Here is an 18,605-nt window from a genome sequence, read left to right as displayed (position 1 = left end):
CCCTACTTTGTTCGTTTCCATGAAAAATACATTGTAAGTGGCCACCAAAGTACCGCAAATGTTGGGTATACAAACCATATGATTTCTGGGGAGTAATAGAAATTAATAAATACAAATAAGGAAATAATGAGAAGACTTCCCCATATGGAATACCATAAATTCAGCTTAGACGTATTCCTCTTTTTAGGTTGGCTTACACCTAATTCTTGCTTTAAATCTTCAATATCTCCAAAATCAACGATGGCTTTATTAATTGCATCCTCCTCCGTTTTTCCTTCTCCCATTAAGTCCCAGACCTTTTCTTCAAGGTTTTGGGTCACCTCTTGCATAACTGCGTTTTTTTGCTCGCTCTCAGGTATATTTTTAAATAATTCCTCCACGTATCCATTAATCTTCTTCAATCTAATCCCTCCATGAATAAATCGATAATTGCCTTCGTTTCTTTCCACTCTTCAACCGTTTCTTTCAAATAAGCCTTTCCAAGGGTAGTTATACGATAATACTTTCGCTTTCCGCCTTGAGAAACATTTCCAAAATAGGAGTCAATTAAATCCTTCTTTTCCAGCCGTTGAAACACCGCATATAAAGTAGCTTCCTTTATTTGGAATCGGTTGTCTGTGCGTGCACTTATCTCTTTTGAAATTTCATAACCATATCGATCTTCTTCACATACTAAACGTAAAATGATCGATTCCAAATGACCACGGATGATATCACTTCTTATCATTATCACACTTCCTCATTTTGACTACTCTATCTCACAGAGTAATCATACGATAAATTACTCTGTCTGTCAAAGTAATTTTTAAAAAAGCTCGCTACATGAATCAGTCATTGATGATACATGTGAAAATACAGACGCATTATACTGCGTTTTGTTCACTAGAAGTACGGTGCGAACAACTCGCTTTCCGCGGATGAACTTCTAGTGACTTCGTTGTCTCACCCCGTTCTTTTGCAAGCGTTTCATCGTCCCTCTGCTAAATCGAGACAACCTTTAATATTTGATAGTTCGCTGTCATCAGTGCCTTTGAGAATTCTACCTTAAGCATAGCAGTGGAAACTATTGCTAAAAAATAAGGCTGTCGAGAACGTTTTCTCGACAGCCTTAGGGCACATGAAAATTGTCTGTTTCACTCTTAAATGTTATTTGGCTGTTCTTTTTTTTCTTGATCTTTTGGAACAGCTCGGTACACTAGAAATGCTAAAATAACCGCAGCAATGGAGATAGCAAATGCGATAAAGTAAACAAGTTCAACTCCTGCCACCATTGCATCACTAATCGCGTTTGGATCTTGCGGATTTTCGGACTGACTTAAATAATGTGCTTGGCGAGCATTCAATATACTAATAAACACGGATACCCCAATTGCACCTGCTACTGGCTGCAATGTTGTCATTACAGAAGTTCCATGGGGATACAATCTTTTGGGTAATTGATTTAAACCATTCGTTTCCGCAGGCATCATTATGGCTGATACAGTGAGCATTAATATAATATACCCAATAATAATCATCCAGGGTTCTGTATTTTCGTTCAGCCTGCTCATCATGAACATGGTACCACTTAATACAATAGACGCAGGTATCATTAATAACCTTGGACCGAACTTGTCAAAGAGATGTCCCATGACGGGTGACATAATACCATTTAAGATACTTCCTGGTAATAGCAAAAGCCCTGCTGCTGCAGGCATCAGCCCTAAGGGACCCTGCATAAACACAGGTAGGATAATTTCCGATGAAAACATCGTCATCATAATGATTAAGAACATCAATATCCCATGGGTGAACATAGGATACTTGAACACTCGTAAATCCATCACTGGATCTTCTAACTTGAACTGTCTGATCGCAAATAACGTAATACCTACAACCCCAATAAATATAAATGTGTACACATTCGGACTTAGGAAGCCGTTTTCCCCTTCCCCCGCTGCACTAAATCCGTAGACAAGTGATCCAAAGCCAATGGTTGAATAAACAAGTGATAACACATCAACCTTTGGTTTTGTAACTTCTGAAACATTTAATAAATACTTATAAGCAAATCCGACAGAAAACAGAGCAAATGGGATTACACAAATAAATAAAAAACGCCATCCTAAATATTCAACAATCACTCCTGAAAGTGTAGGTCCTATTGCCGGAGCAAACATAATAACCAATCCCACAAGTCCCATCACCTTCCCACGCCGATGTGGTGGGAATACAAGTAAAAACACATTAAATATTACTGGCATTAATAAACCTGTTCCCGCTGCCTGAATCAGTCTTCCTATTAATAAAATAGGAAAAGTTGGTGCTAACGCACAAATTGTTGTCCCAAGGGTAAAAATGGTCATTGTTCCTAAAAATAACTGCCTTGTCGTAAACCATTGCAATAACACAGCAGACGCGGGGATAACTATCCCCATGATAAGCATAAAACCCGTTGCCATCCATTGAACCGTTGGTAAGGATACATTAAATTCTCCCATTAATGTAGTGAGTGCAATATTTAATAATGTTTCGTTCAATATTGCAAAAAAAGCACCAATAATTAATGACAACATAATTGGCATAACCTTAAAGTTCGGATTATCCGCTAAGTATTCATATGTTGGTTCATTCTTATCGTTCATTGTATAGATCTCCTTTCTAATTATTAACCTTGTAGCATCGTCACGATAGGACAGGTAGCGTCAACACATTTTTGATAAAAAACACAATAAAAAGGGAGAGACTATTCTCTCCCCCTTCACGTTCTTGATTTGTTGAAATAGGCAGACCAATCCCAGTAGCTACAAAATTAGCTTGTTATTTAGTTATAACAGTAATTTTGGATTGATCATTTACCACTTCAAAAACCTCCGTTCCATTTAAGTAAACTAATACTAACATGCACCATAGACAGAAGCAAGTATTCAATTATTAAATTATTTTAAAGGTAAATATTTTAACATGCATCTAGAAAAATACTCAGAAAAAATAATAACAAAATAGACGCGTGCCCCATATAGTAAAGAGAAAGATTCAATAGGAGGAGATTTTGTATGTATCCTTACAATTATGAACCACCTAATAATGACGAACAGCGGATCTTTAATTTACCTAATATAAGTGGCATTTTTGGACCGGGTGGCGGCCAAGGAGGCGGAGGTTTTCCAGGATTTCCTGGCAGCCCCGGAGGGGGGCCTCCTGGCCCTCCAGGATTCCCTGGTGCACCCGGGGGTGGGCCTCCCGGGCCACCTCCAGGACCTGGGGGGCCAGGTCAAGGGCAGGCGCCAACTGCTCCGCCACCATCATTTGTTCCGCAAAAACCACAAGTACAAACGTTTGCTGTTGATCCAGGCGGAATCCGATTCTGTTTATTTCGCAACACCTATATTTGGCTAAGAAGGGATTCCTTCTGGTTCTATCCAATTTTTGTAGGCAGAAATTCAATTGCTGGCTTCCGCTGGACCGGTTTTGGATGGGTTTATTTCGGAATTGATCTGGACCGAATTGAATCATACCAATGCTTTTAGTTAAATAAGGATAGTCGACTATACCAAGCCTCCCTCTCTCTCATAGGCTAAAGTGAAGGGAGGATGCGATATGTATAATTTGGCTCTTCTTTATTTAGCTTGTGTATTTGCTGCTTTTGGTCTAACGAATGTACCGGTTTCTGCAGTAATCACAGAAGATATCACCAACTTCCTCGACATCATCGGAGGAATAGCTATGATTGTATTTGCAGTTGCTACGCTTTATATAGGGTTTAAAGCCTTATTTCAAAAATAGCTTATGGAGAATCCGACGAAACGATGTGAAATGAATAAACCGTATGCAATCAAGTTAAAAAACGGATTGCATACGGTTTTGTTTTTAGTTCAGTACCTACTATTTGTCCTCATCCCTTTTGATGGTTAGGATTCTATGACCATAGTGCTTTACTTCTTGCGTGAACAAAGTATAAGTCTACGTATGACAGATAGATTATTAGAATCTCGTCACCTAAAAGTCATGATCAATCAAAAATATTTCGCTAGCAACATTTATCTGAAAAATAAAGAAGCATTAGAATTCCAATTAATCTACAACAATATAGGTTGCCTTGATTGGTCCATGTACACCTACAATTAAGTTCATTTCAATATCAGCACTATTACTAGGTCCAGACACAAAGCTTACACAAGAAGGTACGTCTACGCCTTGCGCATCGGCTTCGTGGAGCTGCTTGGCAGCCTGGGTCATTCTTGGTACAAGTGTATCTTTAGGGATGATAGCGATATATGTTTTTGGTAAGAGACTAATAGATCTACCATTATCTTTATTGTTTAATAGAGTCACTGTCGCAGATTCTGCTAAGGTTATATCACTAAATGAGATTCCAACATCCGCTTGTTCCGCAATCCTTTGGTTCGCTTCTCCTAAAGAATGATCCCATATGTGAACGTCTAATTCCTGGTCAAGTCGGGAATAGATATCATCCAAACCATATACTTGATTACGCTTATCATTTGAAGCAATTATTGATTTCCCTTCATACCTGGCAATCGTATCCATTAACACGTTAGATAAGCCATCACGATTTGTATGAATAAAATCGGTATGAATAACGTTGCATTGTTCCTGTAAGACAGAAATTAAATCATCCGTAGAATACCCGTTTAACACGTCATATTGGGGTTGCACACTGTATGTCGGTCTTTCTACGCCATCCATTCGTCGTGGTCGGCCTAAATTTGCTGCTAAATTACTTAAGAACGTATCTCTATTATGAATAGCCATTATGCCTTCCCTTCCTTTTGACGGTTACTCCACCATGTCCGGAATGATTGTTTAGGTGGTGCCGGAAAATCTCTTACATCGGTCCAACCTTTTAATGGACCAGGTCCATTTTCAATATTTCCATCCCTTGTCCAAGGTTTCAATGCCGTACGAGCCATTTTCGTACTTAATTTATATGCAGCTGGATTAGACGCCCATTTAGCAAATCCCTTCATCATCACTTTTTCTGCTACTGGTGATTTCTTTTCCTGTTCCACAATAATTTCACGATGTCGAATTAATTGTTCATGTAGTGGTATCTTTACTGGACAAGCTTCTGTACAGGCTGCACAAAGTGAAGAAGCATACGGTAATTCTTTATGATCTTCGTATCCATCCAATAACGGAGTTAGTACGGCACCAATTGGACCAGGATAAATGGAATTATAAGCATGACCCCCTACATGACGATATACTGGACAAACGTTGATACATGCCGCACAGCGAATACAGTGAAGTGCGGATTGAAACTCCGTTCCTAATATTTTGGAGCGTCCATTATCAACAATGACTAGATGATAGTCGTCTGGCCCATCAATCTCATCCTCTAATCTTGCTCCGGTATAGGAAGTCACATAACTGGTTAATTTTTGTCCCACAGCAGCTCTGGTAAGCAGGCTCACTAGTACTTCCATATCTTCCCATGTTGGGACAATCCTTTCCATTCCCATTACTGTAATTTGTGTATCAGGTAGAGCCGTAGCCATTCGAGCATTCCCCTCATTGGTTACCAATGTAATAGCACCGGATTCTGCTATTGCAAAATTACATCCAGTAATTCCTATATCAGCAGAGAGGAAATCCTTCCGTAATTGTTCACGTGCGAATGCCGCCAACTCTTCCGGATCATCTGATTTATCATACCCTCGTTTTTGTGCAAATGTTTCTCGAATTTGTTCTTTATTTTTATGCAAGGCGGGTGTAACAATATGAGATGGTGGATCTTCATCTAGTTGTAGGATCCATTCTCCCAAGTCTGATTCAACTACTTCTGCCCCAATATTTTCTAGGCAATGATTTAATCCAATCTCTTCTGTAACCATTGATTTGGATTTCACGACTTTCTTTGCTTGTTTCTTTTTCACAACATTTTCAATGTAATCATTGGCTTCTTCTGCTGTTTCAGCAAAGAACACGTTTCCGCCTCGTCTAGCCACTTGATCACTTAGCTGTTGTAAATAATAATCAATATTTTCTAGCGTATGTGTACGAATTTCCGAACCAAGCTGTCGCCAATCTTCCCAATTCCCAAGCTCCTCCGCTTGCGATAGACGTCCTGTTCGAAAACGACCTTGGGCAGAAGAGACAGCTTGACGCATAAACTCATTTTCGATCCCCTTATCAATACGATCTTTATAAGAAACATCTCCAATTTTCACGCTCATGCTATCCCTCCGCCTTTTTCTTGTGTATTTAAAATCTCAGTAATGTGAACAACCTTCACATTCTTACCTTCTCTTCGCATCCTGCCACCTATATTCATGAGGCAACCCATATCTCCTCCGACTAAATATTCTGCATTGGTCTCCGAAACATGCTGCGATTTTTCTTTTACCATTTCCCCTGAGATTGCTGGATTTTTCACGGCAAATGTTCCACCAAATCCACAGCAATCTTCTTTTACTGGAAGTTCAACAAAATCTACGCCTTTAACGTTGTTGAGCAGTGTTTGTGGCGCATCCTTTACACCTAAGACTCGTGTCATATGGCAAGATGGGTGGTAAGTCACCTTTCCTTTAAAGGTTGACCCAAGATCCGTAACTCCTAGAACATCTACTAAAAATTGAGTAATCTCAAAGCTTTTATTCGCAAGGTCATTAGCAGCTTCTTCCCATTCAGGATCCCCTTTAAAAACGGCAGGATATTCTTTTAGCATTCCAACACAAGAACCAGAAGGGCCTACAACATACTTCGAATCCTTAAACGCACGCATCATCTGTTTCATCGATTTTTTCGCCTCTTGTAAGTATCCGCTATTATAAGCTGGTTGACCACAACATGTTTGCGCAGCAGGAAAATCTACCTCACAACCTACTCTTTCTAGAATTTCTACCGTGTTTTTACCAACATCAGCAAAGATAATATCACTGACACAGGTAATGAATAATGATACTTTCATTCACCTTCACCTCTAAACTTATTCTTGAAAGCTGTTTTCCTTTCGATTGTCGCTTTTGAATTCAAACCGACAATTGATACGAAATGCCTTTTTTAAATGGACCGAGGTTATATTAATCAATCTCCAGATTCTTAAATAGAAGTTTTTCTACCTTTTCTAAGTGATCATACATATAATTCCTTGCTTTATCCGATTGCCTGTTCTTAATTGCTTGAAAAATTAGTTGATGCTCTTCGAATAATACATTTGCTCGGTCTTCCGAATACAATAACAGCCGACGCGTCTCTCGAATCGTTTCTGACATTAAATCAGATACACTGCCCATTAAATTAATAAGTAGTTCCATATGTGTTGCTTGTGCAATAGCTAAGTGGAATTCAGTATCAGCGCTTTCCGCCATTACATCATTTCCTTTTGCTTCTTTCATGACATCCAGTGCTTTTTGCATCTGAACTAGATCGTTTTCATCATGATAACTAGCTGCGTAACCAGCTGTACCTACTTCCAATATTTTACGAACTTGGTATAATTCTTTCACATCCGCGTGTTTCATTAAGAAAGCTGTACTAACCGGTAACGTAAATCGTTTTGGGTCGAAGGTTTTTATATAGGTCCCTTCCCCTTGATGCATTTCAACAAGCCCCATGGATCGTAAGCCACTAAGAGCCTCACGGATTGCTGAACGCCCTACATCAAAATTGCGAGCCAATTGTTCAACCGATGCTAACTTATCACCAGGTTGCAGTTGTCCATTCTTAATCATATCTATGAGTGAATCAGCTACTTGTTCGTAGATTTTCTTTGATTTTATGCGTTTATATTCCATGATTTTCAACTCCTCATCATTTGAACCCATTTTACTGGATTGTCAAACGTTTGAAAAGTTGATCATATGACAGAACATGATGCTAAAAAAGCTGCAGGGTGATAAAGCTAGCTGCTCCAATTAATAGTCCATATAAGATTGCTGGTGGTAACGTTTTCCTAATAATATCGCCTTCTTTACCAGATAGCCCAACTACGGCACTAGCTGCAACTACATTATGAACACAAATCATATTCCCTGCTCCAGCTCCAATCACCTGAGCAGCAAGTACAGCGTTTACATCTAAACCAACTTGTTGAGCAACATTAAATTGAATCGGCGAAAAGGTTAATGTTGATACAGTAGCGCTTCCTGTTATAAATGAACCTAGTTCTCCTAAGAATGGTGCAACTAGCCACCAAACAGAACCTAGTGAACTAGCAAAAGATTCTGCTATATATTGAGGCATACTCGCCAATTCATTCATATTCATTCCTGAATTTGTAAAGACATGCACCATCGCTAGTGTTGTAATTAAAGAGATTGCTGTTGTTTTCATCGTAGATAGGGATTGCTTCGATGCACTTATAAAGGTCTTTACTGTTCGTTTGTGTAAAAACACCGATACTATTGCTGCAATCGTAAGTATTGTTCCTGGAGAATATAAAAACTCCCAGTCAGAGGCTATTCCTTCAATACCAAGAATATTGGTCCATGAAAGATTAATAGCTTCCTTTGTAAAATTAGCTAACCAAGGAACAACGCGTGTCAATAATAACAATACAACAACAATGATGTATGGCGACCATGCAGCAACAATGCCCATTTCGGACTTTACTTCCTTTTGTTTAAAACCTTCCTGCAATGCCTCTTTCCATTCTGCCTTAGGGATTAACCATCCCTTTCGTGCTGTTAATGTAGCAACTACTAAAGCAGTAAGTGATGCTAAAATAGCAATGAATTCTTGACCAAATAAGATGGCATAGAATAGTGCTGAGCTCGTATACACAATTCCTATCAGTAAAGTCCACGGAAGCATGGGAAGTGCGTCTTTAATCCCCTTTCCTTTGCCAAAGAAAATAGTCATAATCAGGACCAAGACAAAAGGGATGAATGTCCCTGCAAATAAATCCAACGTTGTAATAGTAATCCCAATTTCTTGAAAAAAAGAAGCATTAGCAGTTGGAACATTACTTAGACCTACTGCAACAGGGGTTCCTACAGCACCGAAAGCCACAGCTGAACTATCTGCAATTAAGGCTAATGTTGCAGCTGCTAACGGTTTAAATCCAAGTGCTATCATTAATGGCCCTGTTACCATTGCTGGTGTCCCAAAACCTGCTGCCCCTTCAATTAATGAACCAAACAGGAAAGCTACGATGATAACTTGAACTCTCATGTCCCCCGAGATACTTTGAAACCCTTGATTAATTCGATCAACTGCTCCGGTATTTCGAAGTGTATTTAGTAATACAAGCGCCCCAAAAAGTATCCATAAAATAGTCAGTGTTTTATGTGTCCCTTGAAAGATAGAAGAAAGTATGACTTCTCCTTCCATTCCCCATACCGTAAGCGCAAACATAATCACAATTAAAGCACTCCACGTCATCCCCTTTGTTGCCGGGAAGCGCAATATTACAAGAAAAATAAATGGTGCTAAAATAGCACTCAGTGCCACAAGTAAATACATTAAACCCCTCTCTCCCACAAATAAAGCGATTTCATAGATGTACTATAAATAAGGTCATCTGATGACCTTATTTATAGTTTACTTCGTTTTTTACTCGAATTCAAGTTACTATATCAGAAAAATACGTTTCCCGGATAAAAAGCTGAAAGGTTTTGTGCCGTTAGTGATAAGCTTATCTATATTCAAAAAGCCTCTACTCATTAAGAAGAAGGAGTAGAGGCTATCTTCATTTATTTATCAACTTTTTTAGTCATCTCTCTTTGCCAAATCAACCCTTGTTCTAAGGCCATTGTTCGAGCAATTTTAGGTGCCGTCCATAACGGAGGCAACAATAAAAACGAGACAGGTACAGCTGTAATAACAATTGAATTTTGAATTGAAGTCACACTATCCTCTCCAATTGTTAAGATAACCATCGATGTCGCCCCAAAAATCAAAGCCCAAAACACACGAAGCCAACGCTTCGGATGATCATTACCAGATAACGTAGCAGCAACTGTATACGACATGGTATCTGCAGTAGTTGCCACAAATATAATCGATACAACTAAAAAGCTAACACCAAACACGATTCCCAAAGGAAGTTGATCTGTGATCGCCATTACTGCAGCTGGCATACCTCCATCGTTCAAAGCATTTGAGATAGAACCTGCGTTTTCCATTTCAAAATGGACACCAGTCCCTCCTACAATTGAAAACCAAAAATTACTAACAATTGGTGCAACAATGGAGACACCAATAATTAATTCCCGAATGGTACGGCCTCGCGAGATTCGACTAATAAACACGATTAACATCGGAGCATAACCAATAAACCAACCCCAGAAGAAGATCGTCCAAAATGACAGCCACGCTTCATCACCACGGAACATGGACATCGTAAAGAAATTCTGCAAATGGACGCCAGTTCCCCCTACAAGCGCATCAATAATAAAAGTAGTTGGGCCAACAATCAATACCACTGCTGCTAAAAAGATAGTAAAACCAACATTATAACGACTAAGTGTAAGAATTCCTCTATCTACCCCAGTAGCTGCCGATATCGCAGCGATCACAACTAATATTAAAATTACAATAATACTCACAGATAGCGTATTAGGTATATTAAATAAATGATTCAATCCATATGAAATTTGTAAACCTAAAAATCCTAATGGACCTAATGTTCCTGCTACTGTAGCAATGATGGAGAAAATATCTGCAGCAGAGCCTAAAATACTCTTTTGATAAATTTTTTCACCGAATATAGGGTAAAGCAGACCACGAGGCTTTAATGGTAACCCTTTACTATAATGCACATACATCATAACGATAACACTAAGGGTCCCAAGAATTGCCCACGCTAAAAATCCCCAATGCATAAATGATTGAGCAAATGCTGCATGTAAATGATTAAATTCCCCACCGCCAAACAACGGAGGTGTTGTCATATAATGATACATTGGTTCGGAAGCTGCCCAAAACACGCCACCACTTGCCAATAACGTTACCAGTATCATAGCTACCCATTTAAAATAACTATATTTTGGTTCATTTTGATTACCTAACTTCACTTTCCCATATTTTGAAAAAGCCAATCCTAAACCGATAAAAAAGTTCCCTAGTAATAATAACTGCCAATAAGCGCCAAATAAATCGGAAGAATAAGCAAATAATGTATTTACTGCACTTCCTACCGCATCCTTATTCCAGATAGAAAGTAGAATAAAGATAATTAGTAGTCCTCCACTAATAATAAATACGGGCATGTCTATTTTCGTGTTTTTCTTTGAATTCACGCTGTTCCTCCTATTTTTTATAGGAGCAAGTGCCTGTAATATCGTTGATACCCCTTGTCATTAAAGACCGTTGGATGGATAGTGATTATTACATGCTACTTATAAATAATCATGACAAAAAACCCACCAGCTTGCTCAAAATTTTATACGTATAAATTCTTTCCTCTGCCATTAGTTTATTGTTCATAAACAAATTTATTCCAAAAGAAAGAACACGAATCACTTACTTGTTAATGATTTCATCTACAGTCGATTCTACTTCCGATCGCGTTATCTTTTCTTGACCATCTTCTAAAGCTTTTAATGTCTTATTAGCTAATGCTAATGGTATTTTACAGAATAAAAGAATATGACGTGTACGGACATCTTTTATATATGCTTCTGCCTGACGTAAGTTTGATTTCGCATATGCAAACATATCTGCTCTTGTCCATCCGTCTGGAATAAACTGAACACCACGTTCTGCATCTTCCTCTTGGTTTCTCAACATATTGACAGCTTGTAAACCTCTACCATAGCCAATCGCCAAATCGTAATCTGTCTTTGTATTATCATACCATTCCCAAATATCAGACAGCATGACCCCAACTAAGCCGGCTACATAATATGTATAATCATCTAAGTCTTCTTTTGTTTTTATTATCCAATTTTTCTCTGTCCAATCTGCCATCCCAGCTGCCATAATACTGGTAGATTCTTTTACCTTTAATACAATCTCATCCGGACAGACGTCAAGCCAATCTGCTAGCCTAGTAGTAACTTCTGGGAGAAATGATTGATGAGGGGCTAGTAGTTCAGAATAGGCGGATTCATCAAATGGATCCTCTTTCAGCAATTTGCTGATCGATCGTAATAAATATTGTTTTGTCTCACTTTCTAGCTGTTCATGATCTTCTATTTCATCAACAGCGCGCATGCATAAATAAGCAGATCCTACCGTTTTTTTTAAGGTTGGTTTTAATAAAGTAATGGGGATATAAAAGGTTCTGCTTGTCTGTTTTAAAACCCGCATCGCATCTTTTTGTAATTTAGCATCTGTACGCAACAATGTTTCCTCCTTATTTTCACCTGAGGTATTATAAGTATACCAAAAATAATGTGAAACTTCATTCAATCTCCTTTTCACAAACGATACCCCTTATTTCGGTTAACCCGCTTGTCAATTAGTGAAAATGGGATTACTATTATATAGGTGAAATTTAAACAACTTATTAGAAAGGCGTCATTGTATGGACAAACGTATTTATCTATTAACTATTGTTTCGTTTGTAGTAGGAATGGTTGAATTAATTATTGGTGGTATTTTAGATTTAGTTGCCAATGATTTACAAGTCAGTTTAGGACAAGCCGGCTTATTAATTACCATTTTTTCATTAATATTTGCAATTTCAGCACCGATTTTATTAATTGTTACTGCAAAAATGGAACGGAAGCGATTAACCTTACTTGCATTGCTAGTTTTTCTAATTGGGAACTTAGTAGCTGTATTTAGTCCAGTATATAGCATTCTCTTCATTGGCAGAATTATTTCAGCTGCTAGCGGTTCGTTACTTATTATCTTATGTTTAACTATCGCGGCAAACCTAGGTGATGATAAATATCGTGGTCGTGCGATTGGTATTGTATCGATGGGTGTCAGTGGTTCACTTGTTTTGGGAGTACCTATTGGGCTTGTACTAGGTAATAGTTTCGGTTGGAGAGCACCTTTTGTTTTCATTGTTATTCTTTCCATACTATCTATGATAGGGGTTCATTTCTTTATGGATAAAGTTGCACCCAAACCACAAGTGCCACTAAAACAACAAATGAACACATTGAGAGAAAGCAAAATCTTTCTAGGTCACGCTACCACATTTTTATATATGGCAGGTCATACTATTTTATATGCTTACCTAACTCCATTTGTAAAAACAACAATGAATATGGATGGAAACTGGGTTAGTATCATTTATCTCATTTTTGGAATTGCTGCAGTAAGCGGTGGTGGCATTGGAGGAGCTTTCTCTGATCGCTTTGGTTCTAAAAAGACAATCATATCAGCAATCCTTATATTTGCATTCGCGTTACTCCTCATCCCTTATACAACAACAATGATTGTTTTTCTTGTTGTTATGATTATCTGGGGAATGATGAGCTGGGCTATAACGCCAGCCCTGCAAAGCTATTTAATTGAAACGTCACCAGAAACTTCCGATATACAGCAAAGCTTAAACAACTCTGCATTGCATTTCGGAATTGCCTTTGGATCATTAATCGGGGGATTTGTGATTGAACAGGCGACTGTCCAACAAAATGCATCGATTGGTGGTATATTCGTTCTTCTATCATTGGGAACAATTCTTATCTCCATGACTAGATTAAGAAGAAAAAGCTATGCGTAGAATAAGATAGGAACGCGGCTGGACAGTTTCACGCTGCCTGCTTGATGAAATTCACAAAGAAAAAAGTCAGCCCACGAATCATGCAACTGAAATATACGATCTTTCTACGGCGAAGAATGGAGCCTGCTCGTAAGAAATAACGCGCACTGTAGGCCTGCACATTGTGCTTCGCCTGTAGGAGTATCGCATATTCGAGTTACTGAAATCACTGATAGTCAGCCCATCACTTATCCTCTATCTAAGATTCGCTTTACTACGGATTCTAAATCATCTGGTTTATGAAATTCAATGGGTGAGAATCCTTTATCAAAACTAATTTGCTCTGCTTCAACCATTAGAATATATTTCCCATTTACCTTAGCTAAGTGAAGACACTCTCCAAAATCCGATAAATGGGCTTTTATAGCGATGTGATCAAGTTTCATTTTCAGCTCTGCATCCGGGGTATGCTCAACAATCTGCGCAGAAGCTTCGACTACCTGCTCTGTTGTTAAACGTTCTTGAATTTCTCTTTCTGGTGTAACCGCCCATTCTTCCATAGCTTCCTCAAACTGTTCTTTTTCCTCACTTTCCTCTGGGAAAGTTTCATTAATATGGTCTTGAACCATATCCATTACTTGTGTTTTCATTATTTCTGGCATTGATTTTTCGTAGGATACAAATGGTAAGAAGTCTTCAAAATAACGCGCATGGGAAGATTGATGAATTTTAATTTCTGCTTCATCCATTATTCCTTCTTCAGGCATATATGGATACTGAATTGACTTCATGTTTTTTGTCGTTATTGCCATTTCCACATTTTGGACAAGTGTTTCTTGATTCGTAATTCGAGCTACCTTGGGTTCAAAATCACATTTCATTACAAACAAGAAGGGATCATCGAAGTATTTCGTTAGACGGGCAGCGGCTACAAGAAAAACACCGCCTCTTACCGCACTCGTATCTACATACATTTGTGCAAGTTGATCCGTACTAGACTGAAAATCCTCTGTTGTTTCTGCATTCCTCACTTTTTGAAATACATTATAATTAGGGTTAGATGTTAATTCATGCCCAGGCTCCACCATGAATCTACCGATTTTTGTAGGCGCATTTTCTGACTTAGCATGACGTTCTACCTTCCGCTTTGCAATTCTCGTTAACTCGCCATCAAGGAATTCTTTTAGTGGACTAGCTTCATAGTTAGGTTTATCCAACGTTTGAAAATGTTGTGCACGTTTATCTTCTCCATCTACTTGAATGAGATAGAAAGATAAATAATTTATTGTAAAATCCATTTTATCACCTGTTTCTTCCTTTTATGCCTTCCTAAGTATAGAAAGACAAAAGAAGCACGTCAATAAGAATGAAATGAAGATGTTACCTATCTTTTTCGAAACACGCCAATGGTAATAATCCCTAGCCCGAGCCCAATTGCTCCTCCAGCCTCTAATTGACCAAATAACATTCCTACTCCCGTACCTAGCAATAAACAGGTAACAAACGTCAGTCCAGCAGTTGCGTCGCTCATTCCCTACACCTCCATTGCTTTCCTTCCTCTCGTTAGTTTATTCTTCTACTTTAGGAAAGGTTAAAAGTAATTCCACTAAAAAGATGTCTGTTACGTTTCGTTCATTTCAAATACTGACTAAATACCCCATCCATATTGTTCTTTGAATTTACACACAAATTCAATTCGTGTGAAAAATTCACTATTGCTATACTTTTGTATTCGTGTTTAAATAGCTATTAAACAAAAACGATGAGGTGATGATGTGAGAGACAAGGTTTCTATCGGTCTATTAGGATTAGGAGTAGTTGGTTCGGGAGTTATTAAACTAATTGAAAATCATCAAGAAAAGCTTGTTCATCAGCTGGGATGCGAGGTTAGTGTAAAGAGTGTATTAGTTCGCAGCCTAGATAAGACACGTAACGTTGAGGTAGATCGAACGTTTCTCACTACGAATCCCGATGATATCATAAATGACCCTGAGATTGATGTAATCGTAGAAGTTATGGGCGGCATAGAAGAAACCTATCAATATATTTTAAATGCATTTGCGAATAAAAAGCATGTAGTAACCGCAAACAAAGATTTAGTTGCACTGTATGGTACTAATTTAGAGGCGGCTGCGAGAAAGAATAAATGTGACTTCTACTATGAAGCCAGCGTAGCCGGCGGAATTCCAATTTTAAGAGGAATTGCTGATGGTTTATCCTCCGATCGTATCCAAAAGGTGATGGGAATTGTAAATGGTACAACAAATTATATTTTAACAAAGATGAGTAATGAAGGTTTTTCCTATCTCGATGCTCTTAAAGAAGCGCAGGAACTGGGATTTGCTGAAGCAGATCCAACGGCAGATGTGGAAGGGTTAGATGCTGCGAGAAAAATGGCTATACTTGGCAGACTTGCTTTCTCTACAGATGTAGCTTTAGAAGATGTTGAAGTAACTGGAATTAAAAGTTTAGAGCTAGAAGACCTTCAATATGGAGATAAATTTGGATATGCCATGAAATTAATTGGCTATGCACAAAGTAAAGACCACCAAATCGAAGTAAGTGTTCAACCCACTCTATTATCAAAAGAGCATCCGTTGGCAGACGTTAAAAATGAATATAACGCGGTATATGTTTATGGAGAAGCGGTAGGAGAGACCATGTTTTATGGCCCAGGAGCTGGAAGTTTACCAACAGCGACTGCCGTGGTTTCTGATCTGGTTACTGTAATTAAAAACATGAGGCTTGGTGTAAGTGGCACGCACTCTCTTGAAGCTCGGTTCAAGAAAGAATTACGTAGTGCTGATCAGCGTTCGGGACAATATTATTTACGAATCCATGTAAAAGATCGAGTCGGAGCTTTTTCTGAAATATCCACTCTGTTTAATGATTTAGAAATAAGCTTTAAACGAATTCTTCAAACACCGATAAAAAAACGAGAATCAGCAGAAATTATATTGGTTACCCACCAAACATCTCTAGATAATTTTCAACATGCATTAGATCAATTGAAAAAACTCGAGGTAGTACTTCAATTAAAAAGCTACTATAAAGTGGAAGGAGATGCGGCATATGAATTGGCCGGGACTACTAAAACATTATCATAAATACTTACCAATTACTGACAAGACACCAGCATTAACGTTACAAGAAGGAAATACACCATTGATTCATTTTTCCAATTTATCTAAGGAACTTGGTATCGAACTATATGGGAAAGTCGAAGGTGTTAATCCAACCGGTTCTTTTAAAGATCGAGGTATGGTAATGGCTGTAGCAAAAGCTGTAGAAGAAGGAAGTAACTCAATTATCTGCGCTTCTACCGGCAATACCTCTGCTTCCGCTGCTGCTTATGCAGCAAAGGCTGGCCTGAAAGCGATGATCGTTATCCCTAAAGGGAAAATCGCGCTTGGAAAGCTAGCTCAAGCAATTATGTATGGGGCAGAAATTGTAGAAATAGATGGTAACTTTGACGACGCTCTAAAAATGGTACGACAATTAAGTGAAGAACAGCCAGTAACGCTTGTAAACTCTGTTAACCCATATCGCCTAGAGGGACAGAAAACAGCTGCCTTTGAAGTATGTGACCAATTAGGTACTTCCCCAGATGTTCTTGCAATTCCGGTAGGTAATGCTGGTAACATAAGTGCCTACTGGAAAGGTTTCAAAGAATATCATAATCAAAAACAAACCGGTCTTCCTCAGATGTTTGGGTTTGAAGCAGAAGGAGCAGCAGCCATCGTTTATAATAGGGTTATTTCTAATCCAGAAACGATTGCAACTGCTATTCGTATCGGAAATCCTGCTAGTTGGAAGCTTGCCGAATCGGCGAGAGATGAATCAGGTGGAGCAATTCAATCGGTTACAGATGGGGAAATTACGAATGCCTTTAAAAAATTAGCTCAGAAAGAAGGTATCTTTGCTGAGCCCGGTTCATGTGCATCGATTGCAGGATTAATCAGAGAAACCGAGAACGGTACCATTAAACAAGGGAGCAAAGTAGTAGCTGTGTTAACGGGAAATGGATTAAAGGACCCACAAACAGCGATAGATCAGTTAACGATAGATCCTGCCTCCTTGCCAAATGATGAAAAAATCATCATGGAGTATATGGAAAATAAGGTTAACGCATGAGTAAGTTTACGATTACCATACCCGCGAGTTCAGCAAATATTGGTCCAGGCTTTGATTCATTCGGTCTATCGCTAGGGTTATACCTGCGATTAACGGTAGAAGAACAGGATACTTGGGAAGTAAAACAGCTATCGAACCTACTGCCCGCGTTTGACAGTTATGAAAACCATTTTATTTACATGATTGCTGAAGAAACTGCAAACCATTTCAACAAACAACTACCTGCTTGTAAATTAACGATTGAAAGTTCGATTCCTTTAGCTCGCGGATTAGGCAGCAGTGCTTCAGCAGTTATTGCAGGAATTGAACTAGCTAACCAGCTTTCTCACTTAGATCTTTCTATAAGTGAAAAGCTCCAGCTTGCAACAGCTAAAGAGGGGCATCCCGATAATGTTGCAGCTTCTATCATTGGCGGTTTTGTTGTAACAGCATACACAGAAAACGAAACAATTCATTATTGCAAGCTAGATTCGTTAGATATGGATATGGTCACTTTTATTCCTAATGTTGAGCTAAAAACAACAGCCTCACGAAATGTTTTGCCTGAACAATATTCGAGAAAACAAGCAGCAATTGCAAGTAGTATTAGCAATCTTTTTATAGCGGCTTTGATAAACAAACAGTACGATTTAGCTGGTGAAATGATGGAGAAAGACTTATTTCATGAACCATATCGTTCATCTATCATTCCGAACTATCTTGCTATCAAACAAAAAGCAAAACAATTTGGTGCCTACGGAACGGTTATCAGCGGTGCGGGACCGACGATGATCGCATTTGTCCCAAGTGGCAGTGGTGAACAAATCGTCGGTAAGATGCAAGAGCTTTTCCCTTCCTATCTCATTCAAAAATTAGAAGTTGATAATGATGGTGTACAAGTATCGACAAATAAAGAAGTGGCAGAATGATCATTCTGCCACTTCTT

General features: G+C 38.6%; 18 protein-coding genes. 6 read left to right on the top strand and 12 right to left on the bottom strand.

Annotated features, from left to right (window positions below):
* Positions 1–2 precede the first annotated feature (2 nt).
* The 3 genes from JKP73_RS17490 to JKP73_RS17480 form a co-directional block, all read right to left on the bottom strand.
* The gene (locus tag JKP73_RS17490; protein WP_038245824.1) at positions 3–401 is read right to left on the bottom strand and encodes a permease prefix domain 1-containing protein; all 399 of its coding nucleotides are present in this window, start codon (positions 399–401) and stop codon (positions 3–5) included.
* On the bottom strand, positions 398–727 hold the full coding sequence (locus JKP73_RS17485) for a PadR family transcriptional regulator (RefSeq protein WP_021288806.1): 330 nt from the start codon (positions 725–727) through the stop codon (positions 398–400). The genes JKP73_RS17490 and JKP73_RS17485 overlap by 4 nt, the downstream gene beginning before the upstream one ends.
* A gap of 412 nt (positions 728–1,139) precedes the next feature.
* Positions 1,140–2,624 (bottom strand): MDR family MFS transporter, encoded by a 1,485-nt coding sequence (locus tag JKP73_RS17480; RefSeq protein WP_074436691.1) that lies wholly within the window; start codon positions 2,622–2,624, stop codon positions 1,140–1,142.
* Between the two features lie 411 nt (positions 2,625–3,035).
* Between JKP73_RS17480 and JKP73_RS17475 the strand changes: the two genes are divergently transcribed.
* Both JKP73_RS17475 and JKP73_RS17470 read left to right on the top strand, forming a co-directional pair.
* Complete coding sequence (locus tag JKP73_RS17475; protein ID WP_021288808.1) at positions 3,036–3,509, top strand: hypothetical protein; 474 nt, start codon at positions 3,036–3,038, stop codon at positions 3,507–3,509.
* Between the two features lie 70 nt (positions 3,510–3,579).
* A complete protein-coding gene (locus tag JKP73_RS17470) occupies positions 3,580–3,765 on the top strand; it encodes a hypothetical protein (protein ID WP_021288809.1) in 186 nt (61 codons plus the stop codon).
* Between the two features lie 288 nt (positions 3,766–4,053).
* Here the strand turns inward: JKP73_RS17470 and JKP73_RS17465 are convergent, their stop codons facing one another.
* The 7 genes from JKP73_RS17465 to JKP73_RS17435 form a co-directional block, all read right to left on the bottom strand.
* A complete protein-coding gene (locus tag JKP73_RS17465; RefSeq protein ID WP_021288810.1) occupies positions 4,054–4,755 on the bottom strand; it encodes a LutC/YkgG family protein in 702 nt (233 codons plus the stop codon).
* Positions 4,755–6,179 (bottom strand): LutB/LldF family L-lactate oxidation iron-sulfur protein, encoded by a 1,425-nt coding sequence (locus JKP73_RS17460; protein WP_038245825.1) that lies wholly within the window; start codon positions 6,177–6,179, stop codon positions 4,755–4,757. Before JKP73_RS17460 ends, JKP73_RS17465 begins: the two co-directional genes overlap by 1 nt.
* Positions 6,176–6,913 (bottom strand): (Fe-S)-binding protein, encoded by a 738-nt coding sequence (locus JKP73_RS17455; protein WP_021288812.1) that lies wholly within the window; start codon positions 6,911–6,913, stop codon positions 6,176–6,178. Before JKP73_RS17455 ends, JKP73_RS17460 begins: the two co-directional genes overlap by 4 nt.
* Positions 6,914–7,025: 112 nt before the next feature.
* Positions 7,026–7,739 carry a FadR/GntR family transcriptional regulator gene (locus tag JKP73_RS17450; RefSeq protein WP_021288813.1) on the bottom strand — a complete coding sequence of 238 codons (714 nt, stop codon included), beginning with the start codon at positions 7,737–7,739 and terminating at the stop codon, positions 7,026–7,028.
* Positions 7,740–7,821: 82 nt separating this feature from the next.
* On the bottom strand, positions 7,822–9,408 hold the full coding sequence (locus JKP73_RS17445; RefSeq protein WP_038245826.1) for an L-lactate permease: 1,587 nt from the start codon (positions 9,406–9,408) through the stop codon (positions 7,822–7,824).
* 230 nt (positions 9,409–9,638) lie between these two features.
* Complete coding sequence (locus tag JKP73_RS17440) at positions 9,639–11,156, bottom strand: BCCT family transporter (protein ID WP_101953571.1); 1,518 nt, start codon at positions 11,154–11,156, stop codon at positions 9,639–9,641.
* A 253-nt stretch (positions 11,157–11,409) separates the two neighbouring features.
* The gene (locus tag JKP73_RS17435; protein WP_038246109.1) at positions 11,410–12,198 is read right to left on the bottom strand and encodes a squalene/phytoene synthase family protein; all 789 of its coding nucleotides are present in this window, start codon (positions 12,196–12,198) and stop codon (positions 11,410–11,412) included.
* Positions 12,199–12,415: 217 nt separating this feature from the next.
* Between JKP73_RS17435 and JKP73_RS17430 the strand changes: the two genes are divergently transcribed.
* On the top strand, positions 12,416–13,567 hold the full coding sequence (locus JKP73_RS17430; protein ID WP_038245828.1) for an MFS transporter: 1,152 nt from the start codon (positions 12,416–12,418) through the stop codon (positions 13,565–13,567).
* A 227-nt stretch (positions 13,568–13,794) separates the two neighbouring features.
* Here the strand turns inward: JKP73_RS17430 and JKP73_RS17425 are convergent, their stop codons facing one another.
* Both JKP73_RS17425 and JKP73_RS17420 read right to left on the bottom strand, forming a co-directional pair.
* Positions 13,795–14,844, bottom strand: a complete 1,050-nt coding sequence (locus JKP73_RS17425; RefSeq protein ID WP_038245829.1) for a DUF3900 domain-containing protein — start codon at positions 14,842–14,844, stop codon at positions 13,795–13,797.
* Between the two features lie 86 nt (positions 14,845–14,930).
* Positions 14,931–15,077: a hypothetical protein gene (locus tag JKP73_RS17420; protein ID WP_021288819.1), complete on the bottom strand. Its 147-nt coding sequence runs from the start codon at positions 15,075–15,077 to the stop codon at positions 14,931–14,933.
* A 244-nt stretch (positions 15,078–15,321) separates the two neighbouring features.
* Between JKP73_RS17420 and JKP73_RS17415 the strand changes: the two genes are divergently transcribed.
* From JKP73_RS17415 to thrB, 3 genes are read left to right on the top strand one after another with little or no spacing between them, the layout of a single operon-like run.
* Entirely contained in the window at positions 15,322–16,653 is a 1,332-nt protein-coding gene (locus tag JKP73_RS17415) for a homoserine dehydrogenase (RefSeq protein ID WP_038245830.1), read from the top strand.
* On the top strand, positions 16,619–17,680 hold the full coding sequence (gene thrC / locus JKP73_RS17410) for a threonine synthase (RefSeq protein ID WP_038245831.1): 1,062 nt from the start codon (positions 16,619–16,621) through the stop codon (positions 17,678–17,680). Before JKP73_RS17415 ends, thrC begins: the two co-directional genes overlap by 35 nt.
* Positions 17,677–18,588, top strand: a complete 912-nt coding sequence (gene thrB / locus JKP73_RS17405) for a homoserine kinase (RefSeq protein ID WP_021288822.1) — start codon at positions 17,677–17,679, stop codon at positions 18,586–18,588. The genes thrC and thrB overlap by 4 nt, the downstream gene beginning before the upstream one ends.
* The last annotated feature ends 17 nt before the right edge of the window (positions 18,589–18,605 follow it).

It is taken from the genome of Virgibacillus salexigens (assembly GCF_014905415.1).
Lineage (GTDB): Bacteria > Bacillota > Bacilli > Bacillales > Amphibacillaceae > Virgibacillus > Virgibacillus salexigens.
Note: the sequence above shows the minus strand (reverse complement) of the source record. Positions and strands in the feature narration are given on the sequence as shown.